This window comes from Polaribacter sp. Q13, assembly GCF_016858305.2.
Lineage (GTDB): Bacteria > Bacteroidota > Bacteroidia > Flavobacteriales > Flavobacteriaceae > Polaribacter.
Map to the genome: position 1 here is coordinate 606,935 of NZ_CP074436.1, position 17,568 is coordinate 624,502.

Sequence of the window (17,568 nt, forward strand, 5' to 3'; positions counted from 1 at the left end):
CAACTTATAAAAGCGATACAATGAAAAAAAATATAACTAATACACAAGAAGAGATTTCTCGTAAAGACGCTCTTAAAAAGATTGGAAATTACGGAAAGTATGCTGCTCTTACGGCTTTAGGAACTTATCTAATTTTAAATCCACAGAAAGCACAAGCAGCTTCTCCAGAAGCTCCTGGAACAGGGTTTTAACATCATAATTTATTTTATTAAAAAGCGTTGTAAATTATTTTACAACGCTTTTTTTTTGATAAAACCTTAGTGTTTCAATCTGGTATTTTTGGTTATTATAATTTTTTTGCAACACTTTCGTTTCTGTAAATTTTTATGAGTATATTGTCTTTTAAAAAATATGCGGGAACGTGTTACGAGAAATTTTATAATAATGAGATTCCTTTTCAAAACTCATTTTTAAAGACAGATTATCTTTGAAAAGTATTTCATACTATAATTTTCAAATCTATATAGGTTTATTCTAGTTAAGAAAGTAGAAATGGATGTTAATAATCCAAAAGTAAAAGAATGAGAAAACCTAATTTGGGAATATCAACAAGAACTACCATGGGCAAAAGATGGCGAAAAATGGATTGCTTTAGAGCAAGTTTTTCAACTTTAAAAAAAGACGTATATATTTTACCAGTTTTAGTGTTTTTATTAGCAAGTTGTACCTCGAATACGAATAAAACAGCAAAATACACAAAAATAGATAGACGCGTAAATGCATTACCATTAAAAGTTAAATCACCCAATAATAACAAAACTACTGATCAAAAAGTAATTTTAGGTCGATTGCTTTTTTTTGATCCAGTATTGTCTGGAAATAAAGATGTAGCTTGTGCTACTTGTCATCATCCTTCAAGTGGTTTTGCAGAATTTAGAGATGTTTCTATTGGTGTAAATGGAGCTGGTTTTGGAGCTACACGTACTTTTAATACTCCTAATAAAATTCCTTTTGTAAAGCGAAATGCACATACTATTTTAAACACCGCATTTAACGGAATAGATTCTTTAAACAATTATAACCCAGAAAAAGCGCCTATGTTTTGGGATATGCGTGCCAATAGTTTAGAAGAACAAGCCATAGAACCCATAAAAACGATGGAAGAAATGAGAGGATTACAATTTTCGGAAACAGAAATTTTAGTAGAAGTTGTAGAGAGATTAAATGGAATTCCAGAATATAAAACTTTATTTAAAAATGTTTTTAATGTAGAACATTCAATTACTATTGAAAATATAGGAAAAGCCATTGCTGCTTATGAAAGAACATTGATTACTAATAATTCTCGTTTCGATAAATATATGCGAGGTAATGACACTATTATGTCATTATCAGAAAAAGAAGGTTTTAAATTATTTAAAAAAGTAGGCTGTATAAATTGTCATAGCGGTCCTATGTTTTCTGATTTTAAAACACATGTTTTAAGTGTGCCAGAAAATGATAAAATTACTTTTATAGATGATGGTTTTGAAAAACAATTTGGTTTTAGAACACCAACACTTAGAAATTTAAGATTTACAAAACCTTATATGCATAACGGTACTTTGCCAACCTTAGAAAAAGTATTAGAATTTTATGAAGATTTAAGACTCAATAAATCTAGAAACTCTAATGTGGCACAAGATAATATAGATAGTTTAGCCCAAGGTTTATCAATTAAAATGAAAGATTTTAGTCTTATTATTTCATTTTTAAATACATTAAATGATGATAGTTTTGATAAAACCATTCCCGATAACGTGCCAAGTAAATTAAGGGTAGGAGGTGAAATTAATTAATAAATTCTTTTTAGTTAATGAGAGGAACTTGTAACTTCTTTATTTTATGATGTATGCAGAAATTATAGGTTGATTAGGTGTTTTATTTATTACTGAGTTTAGAAAATTTAGATGCTAAAAAACAGCACTGTCTCATAAAGTGTATATGTTATAAAATCTATAAAGCACTTTTATAGACCCAATAATTATTTTCTTTAACAAAAAAGGAATTTTCATGTATTACATTTAAAGATCCATTTTCGTAAAAAAAAGCTTTAAACTCGACCGTGTTTTCTGTGGATTTTAAAACATCTAATTTTACCCATTCTACAGATTTTGTCCAAGCTAATATTTCTTTTTTTTCAGAATTTGATGGTCTTTTTTTACTATGATGACTTTTTAGTAAATAGTCAATATTAGCCATCACAAATGCACTATACCTAGAACGCATTAATTCTTCTGGAGTAGTTACACTTTTAATATTAATGTGGGCTTTCTGACAACAATCAGCATATAATTTTGAAGGATTACAAGGACATTTCATTTTTTGCTTAATAATATGATTTAAAAATAACGAACTGATAATTAGTATTTTAATTATCAGTACAATAGGTGATATTTACGTATTCTATTGGGGTTGTGGCTGTTTTATTAAAGTAGTACACATTTCTATTCTTTTAGCTATAGTTAAGTGAATAAATGTACAAATATTTATTAAGTTGACTCTAGTTATTCTAATCTTACTCTTGGTAGTTTCTTATATTTTATTAAGAATCTTCAAAACCTATTCCGCTCCCGACATCGACTAAGCTGCACCTCGCTATTTTTTTTAGAAACTCTATAAAATTAATAAATTTCTTTTTAGATAGGTGACTTATTAAGACTGGTTTAATTAAAATATTTAACTTTATATGGTTTCGGAATTATCAATTAAATACTTTGATTGAAAAACTGTGAGATTATATGAACTTTAAACTTTATTAGATAATCACTTTACTAATTACTGTGATAAAACGAATATAAAAGCATCGGTTTTTATATATCTAAATTACTTTAGAAATAGTTTTGTTTAACTAAATATAGAATATGTTAAACATTTTGTATCTTTACAAAAAAATAAAGATGTTCGGAATATTTAAAAAGAAATCAGCAAAGGAAAAATTACAGAATAAATATGAGAAATTGTTAAAAGAAGCGCATTCGTTATCTACTGTAGATAGAAAAAAGAGCGATGGTAAAATAGTTGAAGCAGAAGAAATCATGAAGCAACTTGAAAAATTAAATGTTTAGATTTCTTTAAGAATGATGAAAGAAGATAAAAAACCAGATAATGTAGTTTTTAATACAGAAACGCAAAAATATGATGCTTCGCTAAAGCCATACGCAACTTCTGTTAGTGCTCCGGTAATAACAACTTCTGATAGTATAGCTTGGAAAAACAGAAGCATTAATAAGGTGAATCATAAAATGAAATCGAAGTATTTAGAACTAAAAGCTGAATATGAAAATATGATGAAGGAGTATGAGTATAATAAAATGATTTTTGATGCAGAATTTATTTTTGAACCTATTCTTGGAGAAATATATCATTTGTACAAAAGAGATAACGAAAAAACTTTTTTATCAATTATAGCCCCCGAAGAATGTCGTTTTAATTCTTTAGGAAGTTTTTATTTAAATGCCGATCAAATTTGGCAAAAGGTATAATATGAAATTAGATACAAAACAATTTACAGAAAGGGAGTTAGACCGTATTATAGAAATGGCTTGGGAAGATAGAACTCCTTTTGAAGCGATTGAATTTCAATTTGGATTACCAGAAAAGCAAGTGATATTGGTAATGCGAGGCAATTTAAAAGAATCTAGTTTTAAGCGTTGGCGTAAACGAGTGCATAGTGGTGTTAGTCAAAAACACTTAAAAAAACGCAATCCAGATATTACACGTTTTAAATGTTCTCGTCAAAAAGCAATTTCGGGGAATAGAATAAGTAAACGTTAATAAGAAGTTGATAGCAAAGTCTTTAATTCCTATATTTTTTAAGGCTAAAAATAATATCTAAAAAACTCGTGTTTTATATCGAGTTAATTTACTTAAATATCTATTGAAAAAACAACTTATAAATATTGTTTGGTTAAAACGAGATATTCGTTCACAAGATCACGAAGCTTTGCATAAAGCTGAGCAATCTGGTATTCCGTACAAAATAATTTATGTGTTTGAACCTTCAATTATTGAATACCCAGATACCAGTCCAAGACATTTAAAGTTTATCTATAATTCTATTCAATCCTTAAATAATAGTCTAAAACCTTTTAACAGAAACGTAAGTGTATTTTATGTAGAAGCGCTGGAGGTGTATCATTATTTGAATGAAGAATTTAATGTACAAAATGTTTTTAGCTATCAAGAAAGTGGAATTCAAATTACTTGGCAACGAGATAAAATAATGAATTCATTTTTCAAGAAAAATAAAATAGTTTGGCAAGAGTTTCAACGTGACGGTATTTTACGAGGTATTAAAAATAGAGATAATTGGAATAAGCAATGGCATATAACCATGCATGCTACTGTAATTCAAAATACCTATTCAATCTCTAAAGAAGCAACGCTGAAACATCCTTTTTTGTTACCTGAAACATTGGAAACAACATGGAAAGAATATCCAAAACAATTTCAACCCGCAGGAGAGCAAAATGCTTGGCGTTATTTAAAATCATTTGCAGCAGAAAGAGGCAAAAATTACCAAAATCATATTTCAAAACCTACAGAAAGTAGAGTAGGATGTAGCAGATTGTCACCATATTTAGCTTGGGGAAACATTACAATAAAGCAAGCTTTTCAGTTTGTAGGTACACATCCTAATGGAACAAAAAACGATAAAGCATTTTCTGCAATGTTAACACGTTTACATTGGCATTGTCATTTTATTCAAAAATTTGAGGTAGAATGCAGGTATGAAACGGCTTGTATTAACCAAGGGTATGAGTTATTAGTACATCAAAAAAATGAAACATTTATTAAAGCGTGGAAAACAGGTACGACTGGTTTTCCATTAATTGATGCTTGTATGCGTGCCGTTGAACAAACAGGTTGGATTAATTTTAGAATGAGAGCAATGGTCGTTTCATTTTTAACATTGAATTTAGATCAAGATTGGCGAGATGGAGTGTACCATTTGGCACGACAGTTTTTAGATTACGACCCAGGTATTCATTATCCGCAGTTTCAAATGCAAGCTGGTACTACAGGTATTAATACAGTACGTTTATATAATCCTGTAAAAAATTCTGAAGAACACGATCCAGAAGGTGTTTTTATAAAAAAATGGATTCCAGAATTAGCAAATGTTCCAATAGCATATATTCACGAACCTTGGAAAATGACCAGTATGGAGCAAACTTTTTGCGAAGTTGTTATTGGTGAAGATTACCCGTTGCCAATTGTAGATTTACAAGAAAGTGCCAGATTAGCAAGAGATAAAATTTGGGGACATAAAAAGCATCCTGCTGTGCAAAAAGAAAAGAATAGAATTTTAAATATGCACGTAAATAGAAAATGATGATTTACAATAAAGAAGATATAGAAGGATTTGACCGTGTAACTAAATTAAAAATTATTAATTCGGTAACCGGCATAAAACCAGCAAACCTTATAGGTACCATAAATAATAAAGGGCAAAGTAATTTAGCTATTATTAGTTCTATAGTTCATTTAGGTAGTAGCCCAGCATTGTTAGGTTTTGTTACAAGACCACAAACAGCAGAAGTAGGGCATACGTATGCTAATATCCAAGAAAACGAAGTATATACGATTAATCATATTCATCAAGGTTTTATAAAGAACGCCCATTATACCTCAGGAAAGTTTGATGCAGATATTTCAGAATTTAAGCGCTGTAATCTTACCGAAGAATATATTAAAGATTTTAAGGCGCCTTTTGTAAAAGAAAGTAATTTTAAAATAGGGATGTGTTTTGTAGAAGCTATTGATATAAAACATAACGGAACGAAGTTAGTTATAGGAGAAATAGAACAGCTTATTTTTCCAGATGATGCTATCGTGGATGGTGATATTGATTTAGAAGCTACGGAAAGCATCGGTATTTCTGGTTTAAATAGTTATTATTCCTTAAAAAAGGTAGCGAAGCATCCGTATGTACGAATAGATGAAGTGCCTGAGTTTTAAGAATGAAGAAAGAGCATCTACCCGAAAAAATATGTGTGGTTTGTAAGCGACCATTTACGTGGCGCAAAAAATGGGATAAGAATTGGGAAACGGTAAAATATTGCAGCGAACGCTGTAGAAGAAATAAATGAAAACAATCAACTTAATATTTCCACATCAATTATTTGAAGAATCACCAATTTTTCAAATAGATTCCCCTGTCTATTTAGTAGAAGAATATTTGTTTTTTAGGCAGTATTCTTTTCATAAACAGAAAATAGCTTTCCATAGAGCTACTATGAAACGGTATGCTGATTTTCTTCAGAAAGAAAAAAATGTTGATGTTCATTATATTGAGGCAATAACAGAAATTTCCGATATTAGAGCATTGATTCCTGCTTTGAAGCAAAAAGGAATTGAACATATTAATTATATAGATCCTACGGATAATTGGCTTCAGAAAAGAATAGAAAAAGGATGTTTAGAACAAAATATTAGCACTACAGTTTATAACTCGCCTTTGTTTTTAAATTCGAAAGAAGAATTACAAGTTTTCTTTAGAAAGGATAAAAAGAAATATCATCAAACCACTTTTTATACGGAGCAACGTAAAAAAAGAAATATTCTTTTAGAACCTGATGGGAAACCAACAGGAGGAAAGTGGACTTTTGATGCTGAGAATAGAAAAAAATACCCTTCAAAAAAAACACCTCCATCAATTCAGTTTCCTGATGTTGATGGATATTTTAAAGAGGCGCAAGAATATGTTAATATTAATTTTTCAAAGAATTTAGGAAGTTTGACGGATTATGCTTTATATCCAACAAGTTTTAAAACGAGTAAAGACTGGTTAATTCAATTTTTTGAACAACGTTTTATGGAATTTGGAATGTATGAAGATGCTATCGTTTCTGAAAATTCAATATTAAACCATAGTGTGTTAACTCCAATGCTTAATGTTGGTTTAATAACGCCTAAATATATAATTGATACTTGTTTGGTGTATGCTGAAGAAAATAACGTTCCTATTAATTCTACAGAAGGATTTGTAAGACAAATTATTGGTTGGCGAGAGTTTATAAGAGGTATTTACGAATTGAGAGGAAGTGAAGAACGCACTACTAATTTTTGGAAATTCACGAAGAAGATTCCAAAATCGTTTTATGACGGAACGACAGGTATTGCACCAATTGATCAGACGATAAAAAAAGTATTAAAAACAGGATATTGTAATCATATAGAACGTTTAATGGTTTTAGGTAATTTTATGATGTTGTGTGAATTTGATCCAGATGAAGTATATAAGTGGTTTATGGAATTATTTATAGATGCTTACGATTGGGTTATGGTAACTAATATTTATGGAATGAGTCAGTTTGCAGATGGTGGTTTAATGGCTACGAAACCTTATATTAGTGGTAGTAATTATCTAATGAAAATGAGCAACTATAAAAAGGGAGATTGGCAAGCCACTTGGGATGGTCTTTTTTGGCGATTTATGGATACACATCGTGATTTCTTTTTGTCGAATCCAAGATTAGGAATGTTGGTTAGAATGTTTGATAAAATGCCTGATGAAAAGAAAGAAAATCATATAAAAAACGGAGAAGTATATTTATTAAAGCTTTAAAACAAAAGATATGGAATCGTTAGTTGTTTTTAATTTAGAAAAGAACAGTCCAGATAATTGGAAAATTATTAATGATGCTGTTATGGGAGGGAAGTCCTTAGGTAGTTTCTATTTTAATGAAAAAGGAAATTGTGTTTTTGAAGGAAATGTATCCTTAGAAAATAACGGAGGTTTTTCTTTGTTGAGGTATCGTTTTGCTAAAATTGTACCTAAAGAATATTCTAAAGTTATTATCAGAGTTAAAGGAGACGGAAAACAATATCAATTTAGAATAAGAAGTAAGGTAACTGATGATCATGTTTATATTACTTATTTTGAAACGTCTAATGAATGGGAGGATATTGAAATATTATTATCAGATATGTATCCTACATTTAGAGGTAATAAATTACAAAAGCCAAATTATGCTAAAGAAAGTCTTGAAGAAATAGCTTTTTTAATTGGAAATAAAAGAGCAGAAGGTTTTAAATTAGAGATAGACAGTATTATTCTAACTTAAATAAGTTTTAAAATCTCAGGTTAACAAATTAACGATACTATCCTAAAATAGGTGTAAGTTGAAAAAATAGTATTGTAATTTGTTTGTATATCTTTAATTTCAATCTCTTCTAATACTGAAAACTCTTTTTTCAGTGCACGTTTTGATAGAATACCTTCATTCTGTTCTAAAAATCGAACAAGTATTGCAACTGTTTTATCAGGCATTTCAAAATGATTATCTAAGTATTTTTTAAATTCATCATACTTTTGCCGATAACTAACATCTTCAGGTATAATTCTTACTAAAGTGTCTTCTACACAATCGTATAAAAATTCTGCTAGTTTTGTAGCGTCAAAATAACGATAAAAATCAATGGTATTATTTGTAACTTTAATGTTATGATTTTCCGTTTCTTTCCATGTTATTTAATCTAATAATGGATGTGAATAAGATTCTAAAACATCTTTGTAATCATTAATATGTTCTAGAATTGAAGCAGAAACAGGGAAAATAACTCCTTGCTGTGTAAATTTCTTTTTCGCTAAAATGTGATGTATTATATAGCGGTGTAAACGACCATTACCGTCTATAAAAGGGTGTATGAATACAAAACCAAATGATATGGTTGCGGCGGCTAAAACGGCATCATAACTATCGTCTTGTAATAGTGTGTTTGTTTCTATTACTCCATTTAATAACTTAGGAATATCTTGTTCTTTTGCAGAAATATGATCCGGAATAGGTTCTCCTGAACTTCTATCATGTGCTCCCACAAAACGACCTTCTTTCCTTAGACCCATTTCTATAAATCTACTGTTTTCTATAACTATTTGCTGTAAGCGTTCAAGTTCGGTAATACTTAATGATTTACCACCTGCTTGACCAATTGCTTTACCCCATCGCATAGCTCTATTATTACCAGGATTTTCACCCTCTATGGTAAAAGATGCTTTAGAGTCTTTTAATAATAATAATAATAATAAAGCGCGTATGCTATTTAGAATTGTATTATTTTTATTTTGTAATAAGAGAACCCTTTGTGATTTGGATGATTTGGATGATTTTGAGGTTGTTAGTTTTTCTTCAGAATGTTGAATTAATTAAATAATTATTAGTCTCTCTTGCGTTTATTTATGATTAAATAATACATCTAATTTGAATTTTAAACTCAATTATTTTTATTGAATTTGCTTATGATAATTAGATTTAAACTCTTTCGGAGATATTTTATGTTTTCTTTTAAAAACTCTATTAAAATTAGAAAGTGAGTTAAATCCAGCTAAATAACAGATTTCATTAATAGACATATTAGTTTCTGTTAGTAATTTAGTAACAACACCTAACCTATATTCTTGAAGGTATTGTGTAAAACTCTGACCAGTTCTTTTTTTAAAATAATGACTAAAAGCAGACTCAGACATACTAACTATTTCTGCTATTTTGGTTAACTTAATTTCTTCTTGATAATGATTTTGTATATGGTCCATTACTAAAGAGATTCTTCTACTTTCTCTTTTTTGATTGTAATTAGCACTTGGTGGACTACTTAATAATTTAATGTCTTTAGAAATTGATAATGTGTGTAGCATTTCTAAAAAAGTTAGAAAGGATTTAAAGGTGTTATTGTTTTCTAAAGAAAATAACAAATTACTAATTTGATCTTTTGTTGGGTTAGAGAACGAAAGACCTAACTTAGATAATTCTAAAAGCTTCTTTATATCTTTAGATACAGAATAACTCATTATTTTTGAATGCAAGAAATGTTCTTGAAATTGAATGGTTATTACACTTGCATTACTAATAGTTTTACAAGATTTCCAAAAATGTTTTAGTTCAGGTCCTAATAAAACTAAATCAACTCCTTCTATTTCTTCAACGGAATCACCAACTGTTCTTTTTCCTTTAAAATTGGTAATTAAATTGATTTCATATTCATTATGAAAATGAAGAGGATAATCAAATAATGCATTCTCATGTCTTAAAATAACAAAAGGATCATCAGTTTTTATAGGTGTTATTTCTTTAATTGATTTCATTTATAAAAATATTTTTTTTATAATAAATATCTACAAATTTAAGAATAATAAATTATTCGGCAGTTATTTAATTTATTGATAATAAAAATAGTCTTATTTAATGAATAATTGATTTATAATTCAAAAAACGCATAGTATTAAACATAATTTGGTCATTTTAAATCATAAATCTTGTATAATTTTGAACCATAATTAAATTTATAAAAATTAAACTCAATGAATAAAAAAAATCGAATATGGCTTTTCTCTGCTATTTTGACGGTTTTATGTTTTACAAACATAAGCGCTCAAATTAGTATTGATGGTGTTATTACAGATGGAAGTGGTATGACATTACCTGGTGCATCTGTAGTTGAAATTGGAACAAGTAATGGGACTACTACAGATTTTGATGGTAAATTTAAAATTACTGTTAAAAATGAAGAATCTCATATAGAGATAACTTATATAGGTTATGATAATGTTGTAACTAAAATAGGAGTTAAAAGAACATTTAACATTATTTTAAAAGAAAACATAGCAGCTTTAGATGAAATTGTAGTTGTTGGTTATGGTTCTGTTAAAAAAAGTGATTTAACAGGTTCTGTATCAAGTGTAAAAATGAAGGCGTTAGAATCAATCCCTGCAAATTCTGTTGATGGGTTGTTACAAGGTAGAGTTGCCGGGTTACAAGTGGTAACAGCTTCTCAAGAACCTGGAGCTGGTGCTACTATACGTATTAGAGGAGGAAGTTCTTTTAGTGGAAGTAATGATCCACTTGTTGTTGTTGATGGATTTCCTATTGGTGGAGCCGGAGATATAAAGCAAATTAACCCAGCTGATATTGCTTCTGTAGAGGTTTTAAAAGATGCTTCTGCATCTGCTATTTATGGTTCTAGAGGAGCTAATGGTGTAATAATGATTACTACCAAGAGAGCTAAGTCTGGTAAAGCATCAGTAGAAATTAACCATCAAACTTCAGTAAAGAGTTTTACTTCAAACTTAATTAACTGGAAAGATCCTTTGTTAATGGCAGAGTTAAGTAATGAACGTAGTATAAATGACGGTATGGTTCCTAACTATACGGGGAGAACTATTGCCGGTGTATATTATCCATCATTATCAGAAATCGCAAGCGGTGCTTGGCCACACAATACAGATTGGGGAGATGTTGTTTTTAGGGATGCTCCGACATCTACAAATACAACTGTTTCAGTTAGAGGGGCAAATGATACTACGTCGTTTAATATAAGTGGTAATTTTTTGAAGGAACAAGGGGTTTATATTGAAGATGATTATCAAAAACAAATTATTAATTTAGGTGTATCTCATAAATTTAGTGATTGGCTTAAAATTAATACCTCTAATATTATTTCAAAAAATAAAAGAGATAGTAATAGCGGACTAGCATATTATAGAAATCCACTTTGGCCAGTATATGATGATAATGGTGATTATTTTAGAACTTCATCTCAAGATTTTGATCATCCGTTAGCTTATACAGAAAATGTTTTAAATACATCTAAAGGATTAGATATCATTTCATCTTATTTATTTGATTTTACATTAAACGAACATTTAAGTGTTAAAACGCAGCTTAACTATAAATTTGGTTCTACAATAGGCGATAGGTATTTACCAAGTGCATATACTTTAGAAGGTAATTATTATGATGGTGTGGCTTACATTACTAATTGGGAAAGTGAAGATATTTTATCAGAAACTTTTGTAACCTATAACAATACTTTTAAAGATTTACATAAATTAAATGTAATGGTAGGTCAGTCATACCAAACAACTGTAAGTCGTTCATCAGAACTTAAAGCTAAAGGTTTTATAAATGAAACATTAGGTAATGAAAATATGAGTGCTGGAGATCCAGAAGCCAATGAAATATCTAATGGTAAATCAGAAACGAAGTTACTTTCTTACTACGGACGTATAAATTATACCTATAATAATAAGTATTTATTTACAGGAACTATGCGTGCAGATGGTTCTTCTAAATTTGGGGAAAATAATAAATGGGCATATTTTCCTTCAGGAGCTATAAGCTGGAAAGCTCATAAAGAAAAATTTATAAGTGATTTAGATGTTTTTAATGAACTAAAAGCACGTTTAAGTTATGGTATTTCTGGTAATCAAGGTATTGCTCCTTATCAAACTTTAAGTAGATACGGTATAGAAAATTATTATGATGATGGTCAGTTTAAAACAACTATTGGTCCAGGATATATAAGTGGGCAATATGGTCCAGATTATCGTTATAATTACTGGTCTGGTATCCCTAATAAAGATTTAAAGTGGGAATCTACAGCGCAGTTAAACTTTGGGTTAGATATGGCTTTCTTAAACAACAGACTTAAGACCACAGTAGATTTTTATAGAAAGAAAACAACAGATTTATTACGTCAAAAATTCTTACCGCTATCATCTAGTTATAGTAGAATTTGGGTAAATGATGGCGAAATTCTTAATAAAGGAATAGAAGTTTCTATTAGTGGAGACATTATTAATAAGGATGACTTTACGATGTCTACCAACTTAATGCTTTCTATTAATCGAAATGAAGTTACAAGTTTGGGAGATGGAGTTTCTATGGGGTTATTAAAAGATCCTAACACCGGAATGGATTACGAATTTCAAGGTTCTGGTTTTGATACTTTTGGAATGGCAACTTCTAATATTTATGGAGTAGGTAAACCTTTAAATGTATTCTATGGTTATAAAACCGATGGTATTATTCAAAATTTAGAAGAAGGGCTTACATCTGGGCTTACTGGGAATATGGCACTACCTGGTGAGTTTAAATATGTAGACATTAATAATGATGGAGTTATAGATGAGGGGGATAGAACGATTATAGGAGATCCAAATCCAGATTTTAATGCAAGCTTAGGTCTTAATTTTAATTATAAAGGTTTCGATTTATCTATGTTCTTTAACGGAGTTTTTGGAAACGATATTTTTTATCCAGGAAAACTAGATCAGGCTAATATTATGCCCTTAAGATGGACACAAGATAACCCAAACAATAGTTTTCCAAAATTAAGATCAGTTAGAAACTTATTGTTAAGTGATTGGTTTGTAGAGGATGGGTCTTTTGTAAGATTACAAAACCTAACAGTTGGTTACACTTTAGATTCTGATAAAATATCATTTCTATCTAAAGCACGACTTTATATAAATGCAACCAATTTGTACACATTTACTTCAAAAGACTTTAATGGGTACGATCCAGAAGTGGGTTTAGATGGAGTGTATTGGGGTGGTTATCCACGTACAAAAAGTGTTACCCTTGGTTTAAATTTAACTTTTTAATCTAGAAAATCATGAAAAAAAGATTTATATATATAGTAAGTATTATAGTATTGGGTTTTTACTCTTGCGATTTAACGGAAGAACCATATGGTTTTTATTCTGATGATAATTTTTATAAAACTGTAGAAGATGCAGATGCTGCACTTCTATATGCTTATAGAGCATTTAATTACCTTGGGTATAATAGAGGTATGATTGATATTGGTGATTTGTCAACAGAAATTATGTCTGTAAAGGCAGGAGAAGGAAATGGTGTTCAAGAATTAGATCAATGGAAATCTACTAAAAGTAATGGTACATTGTCCGATTTCTTTCAATATTGTTACATCGCTATCAATAGAGCTAATGGGGTTATTGAAAACGTCGTAGATCAAGACTTTAATCAAGCCGATAAAGAACGAATTTTAGGAGAAGCATATACTATTAGAGCTTGGAGTTACTTTAGCTTGGTACGTGTTTTTGGTAAAGTGCCAATGCAAAAGCAATTGGTAAGTACAGAGGCTCAAACTACACCTGCGTTGGCTAAAGATTTAGATGAGGTTTACAATTTTATTCTAGAAGATTTAAATACAGCAGAGTCTTTTCTTTCTATGGATAGAAAAGTTGGGCATTTCGATAAAGTAGCAAGTTGGGCTATTTTAGCTAAAGTATATTTAAATATAGCATCTGGTAAAGATAACAACGCAGCCGGATATCGTGATATGGTTGTAGATGCAAATGAAATGTATACTCAATCAGCAAAATGGTCGGCAAAAGTATTAAATGAGCAAGCAGAATTTAGTTTAGATACTTCAATTGGAAATATTTATGATGTAGAAAAAGCAGATGGTCCAGAGCATATTTGGCTTATCAGTATGGATAGAACGGGCGATAATACAGAAGAATTTGGTTCTTTTATGTTAATGTGGATGCCTTGGGGACCAGGGGCTTCGTATTATGTGAAAAATGCAAAAGGAGTAATGGAACCAACTCAAAATGGTTGGGAAGTGTATCATATAGAAACGGCATTTAGAGATTCTTTTGGAAGTACAGATAAGCGTGAAACAGATTTAATCGGTAATGAAATATTTGATGTAGATGGTAATAGCATTGGAAGTGTTGCCGACGGAAATATTATTGCGCCTTTTAGTACTAAATATTTAGACCCTAAATTTAATGGAAACCGAACTAGTACCAGACCTTTAATGATTCGTTTTTCTGATATCGCATTAACATATGCAGAAGCTGTAGGGCCAACTGCAGATGGAGAAATGTGGTTAAATAAAATTCGTTCTCGTGCAGGTATAGATCCTGTTACTACAGGAATGAGTATTACTGATTTTAGAAAAACAGTATTACAAGAAAGAAAGTGGGAGTTAGCATTTGAAGGCCATCATTTATTTGATCTAAGAAGAACAGCAACTGTGCTTTCTAATATCTCAGAAGCTCAAAGCTCTGGTTTAACAGAAGATGAAGCTGCATTTTATCCTATTCCATTAAGAGAATTAGATTTAAATCCAAATGCAAAGTAATTATTAATACTTAAAAGATATAAAGATGAAAAAAATAATATATAGCATCTTCTTAATAACCTTAGTATCTGTCTTTTCTTCATGTGAAAAAGATTTGATGGAAGAGGTTAATGAAGGAAACTGGAATAGTGAACGTAATATTATAGATTTTGGTTTAAAACAACAGATTGGTTTAGCACGTATAGAACGATCTGGAAACCAGGCGACCATCAATATTACAATTAATGCAAGCAATCTAGATTTAGCAGCAGTAGATATTACAGATATGGTTTTATCTTATGACGCTCAAGCAAATGTTACTCGTGGAGATAAATTAAACTTTGATAATCCTGAGAATAAATCAACAGTGATGGTAACTTCAAAAAAAGGAGAAACTTTAGAGTGGACTATTTTTATAGAACCTTTTATTAATGAATTAGAAGGGAGTTGGGCAATATCTAGTTATTCTATAAAGTGGGATGATGGTAATGGATGGGGAAATGCAGGAGAATCTGAACTATCAGACTTATTAACAGAGTCTTCTTCAGGTCTTGATGATATTATAACTATTGGTGCAGTGAAAGGAGCAAATGATGAAGGACTGGTATATGGAGATTATGAGCGTACTATGGGAGAAGATGGTTTAGCTGCTTCTTATATTTATGCAAGAACAAGTGAAGATTGGGCTGTTAGGTTTAACCAATTGCCTATAGGATCTGGAGAGTGGATTTTAAACAAAGACAACTCTGTTACTTTTGTTGTAAATAAAAAATCTTACACTACTAAAACATTCGATAAAATTGATGAAACCATTCTAAAATTATCGTTAGACCCAGGAGTAAAAGAACTAGGCAGAACTAATTGGGATGATTATTATGGAGATAATACTAATAAATTTGTAGCCGCTACAGATTTGTGGTACACACTAACAAAACAATAATAAATAAGAAAAGGAATGTTAGATATACAAGAGGTCTTAATGTATTTTCTCTTGTAAATTTATGTTCTTTTTAAATTTTTAATTCAATGATGTGTTAGTTAAAGCCACTATTGTATAACAGTAAATAAAATATAAATAACTATGAATAAATTTATAATAAATTTTTTATTAATCTTTATTTCTTCGGGTTTTGTAGCGTGTTCAGAAAATAATACTGAATTACCAAAACCATCAGGAGATTTAATTATAAAAAATGAAACAACAGTTTCAACCAATTTTATTGGTAATGGAGCACAATGGGGTGGTTTCGATATAATAGAAAGTTGGACAGGCAAAGATGATTTTACGGATGCAGATTGGGCTAAGCTTAAAGAACGAATAGATTTTATGCATCCTCCATTCATCAGAATTATGATTAGTGCAGGATGGAATTATCTAGACGATGGAAATATATATAACCCAGCAAAAGCTAATAAAGCATTTCATAGAATGATGCAATATTGTACAGATAACCAAATAACAGTAATGTTTGGTGAGTGGGGACATGTTTTCTTAAATGGCGATAAAAATCAAATTGATTATAAATGGATGGATTATACCGTAGATTATCTAGATTATTTAATTAAAGAGAAAGGATATACCTGTATTAAATATTACAATATGATTAATGAACCTAATGGAGATTGGTCTACAACTAAAGGAGATTATAACCTATGGAAAACCGTTACTTCAGAATTCCTTACAAGAATGGAAACAGCAGGAGTAGATCAGTTAGTTAAGTTAGCAGGTCCAGATTTAGCTGTTTTTGGTGATGCAAATGATACCGATTGGGTAGCAAAAGCAGAAAGTGATTTTGGCAATCAAATGGCACTGTATGATATTCATTCTTACGCAACAAAAAGTTTTGTAAATGGTAATAATTATTTAAGTGTTCTTAAAGCTTATAAAAATGCAATTCCTGCAGGTAAACAAATAGTAGTTGGAGAAATCGGGCTAAAATATTATGACAGTGATATAGAGTTGCAGAAAGAAAATGAAAGAAGAATAGCGGCAGATCCATATGCTTCTAAAGATAGTAATATGTTTGTGTACGATGGCTTTTATGGGGTTGATGTGAGCGATGCTATTGTACAGACTATGATGGCAGGGTTTTCTGGTGCTCTAATTTGGGATATGGATGATGCAATGTATAATGAGACAGGTTCAAAAAGTGGTGTAGATTCTAACAAATTGAAGAGATGGGGATTTTGGAATATTTTGGGTGAAGAGGCTTTCGATAGCAGTTCAGACGAAGAAATAAGACCATTTTTCTATCCTGTATCACTGCTTTGTAGATACTTTCCTCAAGGATCTGATATTATAGAAATAGAGCTTCCAAACAAAAAAGGGCTAAAGGCAATTGCAGCAAGAAAAGGAGATCAATATACAGTTGCTATTGTAAATTCAAACTATGTAAGTTATACTAACCTATCTCTTTTTGCGGATAAAAATTTTGTTTTTGATAATGTTTCTAAATATCAATATACTTCTAAGTTTGATGGAGGTTTTGTAGGTGAAACAGATACAAAAGGATTTCCTGTTCCAAATGAAAATAATGTTTTAGTAGCGTTAGATGGAACTTACAAAATGGATATTCCTGGTCAGTCAGTTACCATTTTTACAAATATGATTTAATAAATTTAAATACAATACTTATAAGTATTGGTAGTTGTTTTTTTGTTATAAATATAAAAGGAGAGGTGTTTTTTATACCTATTTAAAATATTAGT

The 17,568-nt window shown here is 30.1% G+C and carries 17 protein-coding genes; 14 read left to right on the top strand and 3 right to left on the bottom strand.

Translation table 11 applies throughout. The annotated features are described in order from the left end of the window. Positions 1-20: 20 nt before the first annotated feature. On the top strand, positions 21-191 hold the full coding sequence (locus tag JOP69_RS02290; protein ID WP_203393052.1) for a hypothetical protein: 171 nt from the start codon (positions 21-23) through the stop codon (positions 189-191). A 330-nt stretch (positions 192-521) separates the two neighbouring features. Continuing rightward, on the top strand, positions 522-1,778 hold the full coding sequence (locus JOP69_RS02295) for a cytochrome-c peroxidase (protein ID WP_252191169.1): 1,257 nt from the start codon (positions 522-524) through the stop codon (positions 1,776-1,778). Between the two features lie 157 nt (positions 1,779-1,935). Here the strand turns inward: JOP69_RS02295 and JOP69_RS02300 are convergent, their stop codons facing one another. Further along, entirely contained in the window at positions 1,936-2,301 is a 366-nt protein-coding gene (locus tag JOP69_RS02300; RefSeq protein ID WP_203393051.1) for a YchJ family protein, read from the bottom strand. A gap of 578 nt (positions 2,302-2,879) precedes the next feature. Between JOP69_RS02300 and JOP69_RS02305 the strand changes: the two genes are divergently transcribed. From JOP69_RS02305 to JOP69_RS02340, 8 genes are all read left to right on the top strand, one after another. Beyond that, the gene (locus JOP69_RS02305; RefSeq protein ID WP_203393050.1) at positions 2,880-3,047 is read left to right on the top strand and encodes a Lacal_2735 family protein; all 168 of its coding nucleotides are present in this window, start codon (positions 2,880-2,882) and stop codon (positions 3,045-3,047) included. A 15-nt stretch (positions 3,048-3,062) separates the two neighbouring features. Continuing rightward, complete coding sequence (locus tag JOP69_RS02310) at positions 3,063-3,464, top strand: DUF2452 domain-containing protein (RefSeq protein ID WP_203393154.1); 402 nt, start codon at positions 3,063-3,065, stop codon at positions 3,462-3,464. A 1-nt stretch (position 3,465) separates the two neighbouring features. Next, positions 3,466-3,756, top strand: a complete 291-nt coding sequence (locus tag JOP69_RS02315; protein ID WP_203393049.1) for a TIGR03643 family protein — start codon at positions 3,466-3,468, stop codon at positions 3,754-3,756. Between the two features lie 103 nt (positions 3,757-3,859). Continuing rightward, positions 3,860-5,317, top strand: coding sequence for a cryptochrome/deoxyribodipyrimidine photo-lyase family protein (locus JOP69_RS02320; RefSeq protein ID WP_203393048.1), 1,458 nt, complete (start codon positions 3,860-3,862; stop codon positions 5,315-5,317). Next, the gene (locus JOP69_RS02325; protein WP_252191170.1) at positions 5,314-5,943 is read left to right on the top strand and encodes a flavin reductase family protein; all 630 of its coding nucleotides are present in this window, start codon (positions 5,314-5,316) and stop codon (positions 5,941-5,943) included. The genes JOP69_RS02320 and JOP69_RS02325 overlap by 4 nt, the downstream gene beginning before the upstream one ends. Before the next feature lie 2 nt (positions 5,944-5,945). Then, complete coding sequence (locus tag JOP69_RS02330; RefSeq protein WP_203393047.1) at positions 5,946-6,074, top strand: DUF2256 domain-containing protein; 129 nt, start codon at positions 5,946-5,948, stop codon at positions 6,072-6,074. After that, positions 6,071-7,552 carry a cryptochrome/photolyase family protein gene (locus JOP69_RS02335; RefSeq protein WP_203393046.1) on the top strand — a complete coding sequence of 494 codons (1,482 nt, stop codon included), beginning with the start codon at positions 6,071-6,073 and terminating at the stop codon, positions 7,550-7,552. The genes JOP69_RS02330 and JOP69_RS02335 overlap by 4 nt, the downstream gene beginning before the upstream one ends. Before the next feature lie 10 nt (positions 7,553-7,562). Continuing rightward, complete coding sequence (locus JOP69_RS02340) at positions 7,563-8,051, top strand: CIA30 family protein (protein WP_203393045.1); 489 nt, start codon at positions 7,563-7,565, stop codon at positions 8,049-8,051. Between the two features lie 407 nt (positions 8,052-8,458). Here JOP69_RS02340 and JOP69_RS18655 read toward each other — a convergent pair whose 3' ends face one another. Both JOP69_RS18655 and JOP69_RS02350 read right to left on the bottom strand, forming a co-directional pair. Next, the gene (locus JOP69_RS18655) at positions 8,459-8,938 is read right to left on the bottom strand and encodes a Fic family protein (RefSeq protein WP_252191171.1); all 480 of its coding nucleotides are present in this window, start codon (positions 8,936-8,938) and stop codon (positions 8,459-8,461) included. Between the two features lie 273 nt (positions 8,939-9,211). Continuing rightward, positions 9,212-10,069, bottom strand: a complete 858-nt coding sequence (locus JOP69_RS02350) for an AraC family transcriptional regulator (protein WP_203393044.1) — start codon at positions 10,067-10,069, stop codon at positions 9,212-9,214. A gap of 216 nt (positions 10,070-10,285) precedes the next feature. Here JOP69_RS02350 and JOP69_RS02355 point away from each other — a divergent pair, with 216 nt between their 5' ends. The 4 genes from JOP69_RS02355 (at position 10,286) to JOP69_RS02370 (ending at position 17,473) form a co-directional block, all read left to right on the top strand. Further along, complete coding sequence (locus JOP69_RS02355) at positions 10,286-13,369, top strand: TonB-dependent receptor (protein WP_203393043.1); 3,084 nt, start codon at positions 10,286-10,288, stop codon at positions 13,367-13,369. Between the two features lie 11 nt (positions 13,370-13,380). Next, positions 13,381-14,880, top strand: a complete 1,500-nt coding sequence (locus JOP69_RS02360) for a RagB/SusD family nutrient uptake outer membrane protein (protein ID WP_203393042.1) — start codon at positions 13,381-13,383, stop codon at positions 14,878-14,880. Positions 14,881-14,905: 25 nt separating this feature from the next. Next, positions 14,906-15,799 carry a hypothetical protein gene (locus JOP69_RS02365; protein ID WP_203393041.1) on the top strand — a complete coding sequence of 298 codons (894 nt, stop codon included), beginning with the start codon at positions 14,906-14,908 and terminating at the stop codon, positions 15,797-15,799. A 141-nt stretch (positions 15,800-15,940) separates the two neighbouring features. Beyond that, on the top strand, positions 15,941-17,473 hold the full coding sequence (locus JOP69_RS02370; protein ID WP_203393040.1) for a cellulase family glycosylhydrolase: 1,533 nt from the start codon (positions 15,941-15,943) through the stop codon (positions 17,471-17,473). The last annotated feature ends 95 nt before the right edge of the window (positions 17,474-17,568 follow it).